Origin of the sequence: Isoptericola sp. NPDC057191 (genome assembly GCF_042670225.1) — a bacterium.
Classification (GTDB): Bacteria; Actinomycetota; Actinomycetes; order Actinomycetales; family Cellulomonadaceae; genus Isoptericola.
In genome coordinates this window covers 1-9309 of record NZ_JBHUWC010000161.1, presented here as the reverse complement: position 1 = coordinate 9309, position 9309 = coordinate 1, and the positions used below count along the sequence as shown (strand labels likewise).

Annotated in this window: 9 protein-coding genes; 7 read left to right on the top strand and 2 right to left on the bottom strand. The window is 73.7% G+C overall.

What is annotated here, in order from left to right; translation table 11 throughout:
- Together ACFT55_RS16345 and ACFT55_RS16340 are read right to left on the bottom strand one after the other, a co-directional pair.
- Nucleotides 1-374, bottom strand: a 374-nt coding sequence (locus tag ACFT55_RS16345) for a thiamine pyrophosphate-binding protein (protein ID WP_380244899.1), incomplete at its 3' end; no start/stop codon positions are given.
- Between the two features lie 175 nt (nucleotides 375-549).
- Nucleotides 550-1872 (bottom strand): alpha-L-fucosidase, encoded by a 1323-nt coding sequence (locus ACFT55_RS16340; RefSeq protein ID WP_380244898.1) that lies wholly within the window; start codon nucleotides 1870-1872, stop codon nucleotides 550-552.
- A gap of 117 nt (nucleotides 1873-1989) precedes the next feature.
- On the opposite strand from ACFT55_RS16340, the gene ACFT55_RS16335 reads away from it, so the two are divergent.
- The 7 genes from ACFT55_RS16335 to ACFT55_RS16305 all read left to right on the top strand — a co-directional run bounded on the left by ACFT55_RS16335 (nucleotide 1990) and on the right by ACFT55_RS16305 (nucleotide 9263).
- Nucleotides 1990-2949, top strand: a complete 960-nt coding sequence (locus tag ACFT55_RS16335; protein ID WP_380244897.1) for an amidohydrolase family protein — start codon at nucleotides 1990-1992, stop codon at nucleotides 2947-2949.
- On the top strand, nucleotides 2946-3728 hold the full coding sequence (locus ACFT55_RS16330) for an SDR family NAD(P)-dependent oxidoreductase (protein ID WP_380244896.1): 783 nt from the start codon (nucleotides 2946-2948) through the stop codon (nucleotides 3726-3728). The genes ACFT55_RS16335 and ACFT55_RS16330 overlap by 4 nt, the downstream gene beginning before the upstream one ends.
- Nucleotides 3725-4747, top strand: a complete 1023-nt coding sequence (locus ACFT55_RS16325) for an aldo/keto reductase (RefSeq protein WP_380244895.1) — start codon at nucleotides 3725-3727, stop codon at nucleotides 4745-4747. Before ACFT55_RS16330 ends, ACFT55_RS16325 begins: the two co-directional genes overlap by 4 nt.
- A 98-nt stretch (nucleotides 4748-4845) precedes the next feature.
- Nucleotides 4846-5790, top strand: a complete 945-nt coding sequence (locus tag ACFT55_RS16320; protein WP_380244894.1) for a fumarylacetoacetate hydrolase family protein — start codon at nucleotides 4846-4848, stop codon at nucleotides 5788-5790.
- 2 nt (nucleotides 5791-5792) lie between these two features.
- On the top strand, nucleotides 5793-6242 hold the full coding sequence (locus ACFT55_RS16315) for an RbsD/FucU domain-containing protein (protein WP_380244893.1): 450 nt from the start codon (nucleotides 5793-5795) through the stop codon (nucleotides 6240-6242).
- Nucleotides 6243-6485: 243 nt separating this feature from the next.
- Nucleotides 6486-7658 (top strand): ROK family protein, encoded by a 1173-nt coding sequence (locus ACFT55_RS16310; RefSeq protein WP_380244892.1) that lies wholly within the window; start codon nucleotides 6486-6488, stop codon nucleotides 7656-7658.
- Between the two features lie 189 nt (nucleotides 7659-7847).
- The gene (locus ACFT55_RS16305) at nucleotides 7848-9263 is read left to right on the top strand and encodes an extracellular solute-binding protein (protein ID WP_380244891.1); all 1416 of its coding nucleotides are present in this window, start codon (nucleotides 7848-7850) and stop codon (nucleotides 9261-9263) included.
- Nucleotides 9264-9309 lie beyond the last annotated feature (46 nt).

Here is a 9309-nt window from a genome sequence, read left to right as displayed (position 1 = left end):
GTATAGGTGCGGGCGCCGACCGCCGCCGCGAGCGCGATCTGGTCCACGTCCCACGGCCGGGGGCCGGACGTGGGCTCGTCCCCCGCGAGCAGCACCAGCGGCACGCGCGCCTGCGCGGCCTCCGCCAGCGCGGTCAGCGTGTTGGTGAACCCGGCGCCGTAGGTGACGGTGGCGGCCGCGATGCGTCCCGAGGCGCGGAAGTAGGCGTCGGCCGCGACCACACCGCCGGCCTCGTGCCGCACGGCGGTGAAGCGCGCGGACGTCGTGCGCTCGACGTCGTCGAGGAACCACGCGTTGCCGTTGCCCATGACCCCGAAGACGTGGTCGACGTGCTGGGCGAGGGTGCGGGCGACATGGGCGGACACGGTGGGCACGGGGCCTCCAGGGGAACAGTGACGGATGAGTGGTGCGGTCCGTATGTGTCCCGTGCGAGCCCGGCGCCGGTCACCGGTGACCGGGCTGCCGCGCGCCCCTTTTTCGAGCGCAGGCGGCGCGAGCCGCCTCGACGGTCGCGAGCATAGCCCAGGCCCTGCCGCCGGGGTGCCGGCGTCAGGCCGCGGGGTCGAGGAACAGCTCGATCACGGGGACGGCGACGTCGGGCCGGACGGTCGGCAGGTGCAGGGTGAGGGTGCCGGCCGGCTGGCCTCCCGGGTTCGTGTTCCACGCCTTCTGGTCCGGGTCGGTGCGGGACGTCCGCAGCTCGGACCCGTCGTTCAGCAGCTGGACGTACCGGACACGGTCGGCGAGGCCGCGCAGGTGCACGTGCCCGAACGGCCACGCGAAGAGGTGCAGGTAGAGCCGGTCGCCCCGCTGTGTCAGCACGACGCCGGGCGGCAGGCCGGGTGCGACGGCGGCTGCCAGGTCGGCGTCGGCGGGGCCCGCGCCGGTGATCGACCGCCCGTGCAGGCGGGTCCACTCCCCGAGGGCCGCGAGGGCGGCGGTGTCGCGTGCCGGGATCGCTCCGCGCCCGTCGGGGCCGACGTTGAGCAGCAGGTTCCCGCCCTTGGAGACGGTGTCGACGAGCATCCGCACCAGCAGGTCCGGGTCCTTGAGCCTCGTGTTGTCGCGGTCGTATCCCCAGCTCCCGTTGAGCGTCTGGCAGGCCTCCCAGACGACGAGCTCGCCCGCGTCGTCCCGCATGGGCTCGTCCGGCTGGTACTGCTCGGGGGTCACGAGGTCGCCCGGGAGGCCGAGGCGGTCGTTCACGACGGCTTGCGGCTGCAGCTCGCGGACCATCGCGAGCAGGCGCTCGGCGTCCCAGTCCTCGGCGTGCTTGCCCGGCCAGCCACCCCGGTCGTCGGGGTCGGTGAAGTCGAAGAAGACGTAGTCCACGGGCCCGTAGCCGGTGAGCAGCTCGCGCACCTGCGCGTGCAGGAACTCGCGGTACCGGGCCATGTCGCGGCCCTCGTTCTGCGCGTGCGCGTCGGCGTCGTCCCGGCGGGGGTGGTTGGCGTCGATCGTGTAGTCCGGGTGGTGCCAGTCGAGCAGCGAGTGGTACAGCCCGAGGTGCAGGCCCTCGGCACGGACGGCCTCGGCCAGCTCGGCCACGAGGTCGCGGCCGCGGGTCCGGGCGATCGACCAGTCGCTGACGGCGGTGTCCCACAGGGCGAAGCCGTCGTGGTGCTTGGTGGTCAGCACCACGTACTTCATCCCGGCGTCCTTCGCGGCGCGCACGAGGGCGCGCGCGTCGAAGAGGTCCGGGTCGAACACCTCGGCGTAGCGTGCGTACTGCTCGGCAGTCTGCTTCTCGAAGCTCATCACCCACTCGTGCCGTGCGGCGGCGGAGTAGAGGCCGAAGTGCACGAAGAGGCCGAAGCGGGCCTCCGTGAACCAGGCCTGCTCGGGGCGCAGGGGCGGGGCGGCCGGGATCATGGGATCACTCCTCGTCGAGCGGGCGAGCCGATAGAGATATGACGTATCGGGCGTGCTGATGCAGCCTATCGGCCGCGGTCGGGGGTAGCGCAAGGCGACGAGCGGCCTATAGGTTAGATGAATCGCCTGGAGGTCGAGGGAGCCCGCATGTCCGACGTCGTCGTCGACGCGCACCACCACCTGTGGGTCCGCGCGCGGACCCCGCAGGACTGGATCGACCCCCGGACCATGGCGGCGATCGACGCCGACTTCACGCCCGCGGACCTGCCCGCTGCCGCGCACGGCGTCGACGCCACCGTCGTCGTGCAGACCGCCAGCAGCTGGAGCGACACCGACGACCTGCTGGAGGTCGCGTCGTCGGCCGAGGGGCGCGCGGCGCGCGTCGCCGGCGTCGTCGGCTGGGCGGACCTGTTCGCCCCGGACCTCGAGGACCGGCTCGCCGCCCTGAGGGAACGTCCCGGCGGCGACCGGCTCGTCGGGATCCGCACGATGGTGCAGGCCGAGCCCGACGACTACCTCGACCGCCCCGACGTGCACGCCGGCATCGCCGCCGTCGGCGCCGCGGGCCTGCCCTTCGACCTCGTGGTGCGGGCCGACCAGCTCCCCGCGTGCGCCCGGCTGGCGGCCGCGCTGCCCGACGTGCGGTTCGTGCTCGACCACCTCGCCAAGCCGCAGGTCGCCGCGACCATGCCCGACGCCGAGGGCCGCCCCGGAGACCCGGCCGCCCTCGACGTCTGGCGCCGCGACCTGGCTGCGCTCGCGGCGCGGCCCAACGTCGTCGCGAAGCTGTCCGGCCTGGTCACCGAGGCCCGCTGGGACACCTGGACCCCCGCGGACCTGCGGCCCGTCGCCGACCACGCGCTGCACGTCTTCGGCCCCGACCGGCTGCTGCTCGGCAGCGACTGGCCCGTGTGCCTGCTCGCCTCCGGCTACGGGCGCTGGCTCGCGGCCGCCGACGAGCTGCTGTCCGGTCTCGCCCCCGCCGAGCGCGCCGCCGTGCGCGGCCGGACCGCCGTGACCGTCTACGGGCTCGACGTCGGGCCTGCCCCCGCCCCCCGCACGAAGGAGCACCAGTGAGCACGCCCCCCACCGAGACCCTGCCGGAGTTCGCCGGCATCCGCGCCGTCGTGACAGGGGGAGCATCCGGCATCGGCGCCGCCGTCGTGCGAGCCCTCCTGGCGCGCGGCGCGCACGTGGTCGCGATCGACCGCACCCGTGACGGCGTGCCCGAGGGTGCGGGCGCGGAGGTCGCGGACGTCACCGACGACGCCGGTGTACGCGCGGCCGTGGACGCCGCGGCCGCCACGCTCGGCGGGATCGACGTCGTCGTGAACAACGCCGGCATCGGCGCCCAGGGCACGGTCGCGGACAACGACGACGCCGAGTGGCTGCGCGTGCTCGACGTCAACGTGCTCGGCATCGTGCGCGTGACGCGCGCCGCGCTGCCGCACCTGCGGGACTCGGAGCACGCGGCCGTCGTGAACATGGCGTCGATCGCGTCGTGGTCGGGCCTGCCCCAGCGGGCGCTGTACTCCGCGAGCAAGGGCGCCGTGCAGGCCCTGACCCTGGCGATGGCGGCCGACCACGTGCGCGACGGGATCCGCGTGACCTGCGTGAACCCCGGCACGGTCGACACCCCGTGGGTGGGTCGCCTGCTCGACGCCGCGCCCGACCCGGCCGCCGAGCGCGCCGCGCTGGAGGCCCGCCAGCCCACCGGGCGGCTCGTCAGCCCCGAGGCCGTGGCGCACGCCGTCTGCTACCTGGCGAGCCCGCTGGCCACCTCCACCACGGGCACCGCGCTCGCGGTGGACGGCGGCATGCACGACCTGCGCGTGCGCCCGCCGGAGCAGGCATGAGCGCGGTCGACGGCTCCCCGGTGCTGCCGACCCGCGAGATCCGCTCCACGGGGGTGCGGCTCACCAGCCTCGGGTACGGGGCGGCGCAGGCCGGCAACCTGTACCGGGCGACCACCGACGAGGAGACCGCCGACGCGCTCGCCGTCGCCTGGGCGGCCGGGGTGCGGTACGTCGACACGGCGCCGCACTACGGCCTCGGGCTGTCGGAGCGCCGCGTGGGCGCGGTGCTGCGCGGGCTGCCGCGGGACGAGCTCGTGGTCTCGACGAAGGTCGGACGCCTGCTGGTGCCGTCGCCCGAGACCGCGGACCGGCGCGACGACGACATCTTCGACGTTCCGGCCGCCACCCGGCGCGCGTGGGACTTCTCCCGCGACGGCGTGCTGCGCTCGTTGGAGGCGAGCCTGGAGCGCACCGGGCTGGACCGCGTCGACGTCGTGTACCTGCACGACCCGGACGACCACGAGGAACAGGCGTTCGCCGAGGCCGTGCCCGCCCTGCTGGAGCTGCGCGACCAGGGCGTGGTCGGCGCCGTCGGCGCCGGGATGAACCAGTCGGCGATGCTGGCGCGGTTCGTGCGCGAGACCGACGTGGACGTGGTGATGTGCGCCGGCCGCTTCACGCTGCTGGAGCAGCCGGCGCTGGCCGACCTGCTCCCGGCGGCGGTGGAGCGCGGCGCGGCCGTCGTCGTCGCGGGCGTCTACAACTCCGGGCTGCTCGCCCGCGAGACGGTGCCCGACGACGCGACCTACGACTACGGCCAGGCGCCCGCCGCGGTGCTGGACCGCACCCGACGGGTCGCGGCGGTGTGCGGCGAGCACGGCGTCACGCTGCCGCAGGCGGCGCTGGCCTACGTGCGCACCCACCCCGCGGTCGCCAGCACCGTCGTCGGGCTGCGCACCGCCGACCAGGTGCGCCAGGCCGTCGACCGGCACACCGCCGTCGTGCCGACCGACCTGTGGGACGACCTCGTCGCCCAGGGGCTCCTGACCCCCGACGCCCATCCCGCCGCCTTCGCCTGACACGACCGCCCGGGCGCCCGCATGGCGGGACGGAAGTGACCGGGCCGCGACACGGGCGCATGATCGACGCGCCCCCCAGAGAGAACTAGAGGACACCGATGCAGCTGCTCCGCCTGGGCCCGGTGGGCCAGGAGATCCCCGTCGTCGAGGCCGACGACGTCACCTACGACCTGCGACCGCTGACCGCCGCCCTCGCCCGCAGCGGGGACATCGACGGCGAGTTCCTCGCCGCCGACGGCATCGCGCGCACCCGGTCCGCGCTGGCCGCGGGCGAGCTCCCCGTGCTCGACGGCGCGGCCGCCCTGCGGCGCGGCGCCCCGATCGCGCGGCCCACCGCCGTCGTGTGCGTGGGGCAGAACTACGCCGCGCACGCGCGGGAGTCCGGCGCCGAGCCCCCGCGCCTGCCGATCATCTTCTTCAAGCACCCCAACACCGTCGTCGGACCCGACGACACCGTGCCCGTCCCGCCCGGGTCCGAGAAGGTCGACTGGGAGGTCGAGCTGGCGATCGTCGTGGGACGGCAGGCGAGCTACCTGCCGTCGGTGGAGGCCGCCCGCGAGCACGTCGCCGGCTACACCGTCGTCGACGACGTGAGCGAGCGGGCCTGGCAGCTCGACGACTCGCTCGGGCAGTGGTCGAAGGGCAAGTGCGGCCCCGCGTTCCTGCCCACCGGGCCGGGGCTGGTGCCCGCCGACGAGGTCGACCCCGGGGACCTGCGGCTGCGGTCGTCGGTCAACGGCGAGCCCCGGCAGGACTCGTCCACGGCCGACATGATCTTCGACGTCGCGGCGATCGTGCACCACCTGTCGCAGTACATGACGCTCGAGGCGGGCGACCTGATCTGCACCGGCACGCCCGAGGGCGTGGCGCTCTCCGGCCGCTTCCCCTACCTGGCCGACGGTGACGTCGTCGAGGTGGAGATCGAGGGCCTCGGCCGCCAGCGCCACCGCTTCGAGGCCTCGATCGGCACTCCGGCGCACGGTCGGTCCCCGCAGGTGCCGACCACGGCCGCCCCTGCCGAACGACACCTGCCGGTGGGCTGACCGTGCTGCGCTACGAGCTGCTGCACCCTGGCCTCGTCGCGGCGCTCGCCGCGGCGGGGCACGGGTCGCGAGTCCTGCTGGCCGACGCCAACTACCCGCACTCCACGGGCGCCCGGCCCGGCGCCGCGCGCGTGCACCTCAACCTGCGCCCAGGCCTGCTCACCGTGGACCAGGTGCTGGAGGTGCTGGTGGACGCCGTCCCGATCGAGTCGGCGGCCGTCATGGTGCCCGGCGGCGTGGCGGGCGACGTCGTCGCTGCGGGCGAGGAGATCCCCGCCCACACGGGGTACCGGGCGATGCTCGGGCCCGACCTCGGGTGGGACGAGCTGGACCGCTTCGCGTTCTACGACGCCGCCAGGTCCGACGACGTCGCCCTGCTGGTGGCCACGGGCGACCAGCGTGTCTACGCCAACCTGCTCCTCACGATCGGCGTCCGCAGCCCGACCGGGTAGCGCTCGACAGCCCGACGCCTTGCAGTGCCCCGATTCGTCAGAGGAATCGGGGCATTGCTGTGTTCGGCCCGACCTCGGTGTGACCTGCGAAGATGCCGCTCCAACGCTTCGGTCGGGCGGCTGCCGACGCCGGTCATCGGATCTTTGAAGCCCTCGGGGGTTCACGGACGGTTATCTATCAGGTAGGCTGGCTAAAAGTATCCACAGCGGCCACCCGGCCGCCCGGACGAGATGGTCGCGAAGATGCGGAAATCCCTGTCGGTGAACGAGCGGATGGTCGTCGACCTCCTGCTCGAGCACCAGTCGGCCTCCCGGGCCACGATCAGCAAGGTCACGGGCCTGTCGAAGCCGTCGACCGGCGAGCTCGTCGTCCGGCTCGTCGAGGCCGGGATCGTCACGCCCGTCGGCGAGGTCTCGTCAGCCCAGCGGGGGCCGAACGCGGTGCACTTCCGCGCGGTGACCGACCTCTGCCATGTCGCAGGCGTGGAGATGCAGCCGGGCCGGTTCGTGCACGCCGTCGTGTCCGACCTGTCCGGCGCCGCACTGTCCGACGTCCGCGTCCCGCAGCACGGCGACGACCCGGCCGAGACCGTGGCCGAGGCGGTCGCCGCCGCGTGCGCGGAGGCCGGGATCGAGCCGTCCGCCCTGTGGCAGGTGCTCGCCGGCACGCCCGGCGTCGTGGACCCCCAGGGAGACATGGACTTCGTCTCCGGGCACCCGGCGTGGCGCGCCGGGCAGCGGGGACGGCTCGCCGCACGGCTCGGCTGCCCCGTCGCGCTCGAGAACGACGTCAACCTCGCCGCGCTCGCCGAGGCCGAGAGCGGCAACGCGGCAGGCGTCGAGAGCTTCACCCTCCTGCGCCTGGACGAGGGCATCGGCGCCGCGACCGTCGTCAGCCGCACGCTGCTGCGCGGCGCGCACGGGTACGCGGGTGAGATCGGGCTCGCGCCGACGACGGGCGGCGGTCGGCTCGGCTCGTCGTCCGCGGGGTTCCAGAGCCTCGTCGGCTCGGCAGCCCTCCAGGACGTGCTCGACGGGCTGGGGCTCGAGGGGACCTCGCCGGAGCAGGCGCTCGGCGACCAGGACCCGTCGGAGGCGGTCCGTGCGTTCCGGCGCGAGGCGGCGCGACGCGTCGCCGTCGTCGTCACGACGATCGCCACCGTGGTCGACCCGCACCGCGTCGTCCTCGCAGGGACCGTCGGCACGGCAGGGGCCGAGCCGTTCGCCGCGGAGGTCGAGGAGCTGCTGCGCGCGGAGTCCCCGCTGCGGACCGAGGTGGTCCCGTCGACCCTCGGGCCGGGTGGGGTGGTCCGCGGCGCGCTGACCCTCCTGCGCGAGGCCGCGCGGGAGTCCGTCTACGGGATCGGGGCGGTCGCTGCTCCCGTCCGGACCTGGCCGGAGCTGCGCGAACCCTGACACGACCACCCCACGACCGCAGACCACCACGCACGACGCACGAGAACGACCTCGGGCGACGGCCAGCGGGACCGAGAGCCCGGACCGACCGGGCGGCCCGCGACCACCACACCTGAGGAACACCACGGACCACTTCCAGGTCGGCCCACCGTCGGGCAGAAACCTCACGAGGAACGGCAGGACACCACCATGCGCACCCACACCCTCACGTCTCGACCTCGCCGCCGCGGCCGCACGCTCACGAGCGGCGCCGCCGGCCTCGTCGTCGCCTCCCTCGCCCTGTCGGCGTGCGGTATCGGCGGCGGCTCCGACGCGGTCGGAGCCGACGGCAGGCCGACGACGGCCGGCAGGTGCGAGCTCTCGGACGAGGTGACCTCCGACCAGCGGCTGTCGGGTGAGCCGTCCGGCGAGATCACCCTCCAGACCACGGCGCTCAAGCAGGACTTCAGCCCGTACTTCGAGAAGCTCATCGCCGCCTTCGAGAAGAAGTACCCGGACGTCACCGTGAAGTGGCAGGACGACCCGGGCGACGCCGAGTTCACGCAGCGCCTCGTGACCAACGCGCAGTCGTGCGACCTGCCCGACGTCGTCAACCTCAACCAGACGACCGCGTACGCGCTCTACCGCGAGAACTTCCTGCTCGACCTCACCACCAAGGGCCCTGAGGACATCGGCGCGCCCTTCATCCAGTCGGTGTGGGAGTCGCAGAAGTTCCCCGGCGACGACGACCACTACGTCCTCCCCTGGTACTGGGGCCTGAACGGCCTGCAGACGTTCAACAAGGACCTCATGAAGGACTCCGGCCTGGACCCGGACGCCCCGCCGTCGACGGTCATGGAGCAGCTCGACATGGCGAGCCAGATCGCCGAGAAGTCGGGCGGCGAGTACTACGCGTTCCCCGCGAACCCGTACACGCACGTGCCGAACGACTGGCAGCTCATGAACGCGCAGATCACGAACGCGGACGAGACCGAGTTCACGTTCGCGGACGACCCGAAGATCCAGGAGTGGCTGACGAAGTACGCGGAGCTGTACGCCGAGGGCGCGCTCCCGCGCGACACCCTCTCGAGCGACGTGGACGTCACGCAGCTCTACTCCGCCGGTGACGTGGTGTGGGGCTCCACCAACGCCTCCTTCCTGCGCTACGTGAAGGACACGAACGAGGCGACCTACGACACCACGGGCGTCGCCACGCTGTTCGACGCACGCGGCCACGCGTTCCAGGACGGCCAGCTCATCGGTGTCCCGTCGACGTCGAAGAACCCCGTCGCGGCCGTCGCCTTCGCGCAGTTCATGCTGAGCCCCGAGTGGCAGACGGAGTTCGTGTCCAGCCCGCTGATCTCCAACTTCCCCTCGACGGAGGAGTCGCTGGACATCCCCAAGTTCACGGACATCACCGGCGACTCGCCGCTCGACGAGGCCAACCGCCTGTCCGTCAAGGCCGCGACGGACGCCGAGAACGCCTTCATCTTCGCGTGGTCGGACGCCGTGCAGACCGCGGTCGTCTCCGAGCTGCAGCTCGCGATCTCCGGCAAGAAGCCGGTCGACGAGGCGCTCCAGGCCGCCGAGGACGCCGCGAACCAGATCCTCGAGCAGCAGGGCTGACCGATGGCGACCGACGTCTACGCGGGGACCCTGGCCGCCGGTGAGC

What these genes read in the sequence shown, in the direction of transcription:
- ACFT55_RS16325 (WP_380244895.1), top strand. Translation starts at nt 3,725, where the DNA reads ATGAGCGCGGTCGACGGCTCCCCGGTGCTGCCGACCCGCGAGATCCGC.
- ACFT55_RS16335 (WP_380244897.1), top strand. Translation starts at nt 1,990, where the DNA reads ATGAATCGCCTGGAGGTCGAGGGAGCCCGCATGTCCGACGTCGTCGTC.
- ACFT55_RS16340 (WP_380244898.1), bottom strand. Translation starts at nt 1,872, where the DNA reads ATGATCCCGGCCGCCCCGCCCCTGCGCCCCGAGCAGGCCTGGTTCACG.
- ACFT55_RS16310 (WP_380244892.1), top strand. Translation starts at nt 6,486, where the DNA reads ATGCGGAAATCCCTGTCGGTGAACGAGCGGATGGTCGTCGACCTCCTG.
- ACFT55_RS16305 (WP_380244891.1), top strand. Translation starts at nt 7,848, where the DNA reads ATGCGCACCCACACCCTCACGTCTCGACCTCGCCGCCGCGGCCGCACG.
- ACFT55_RS16320 (WP_380244894.1), top strand. Translation starts at nt 4,846, where the DNA reads ATGCAGCTGCTCCGCCTGGGCCCGGTGGGCCAGGAGATCCCCGTCGTC.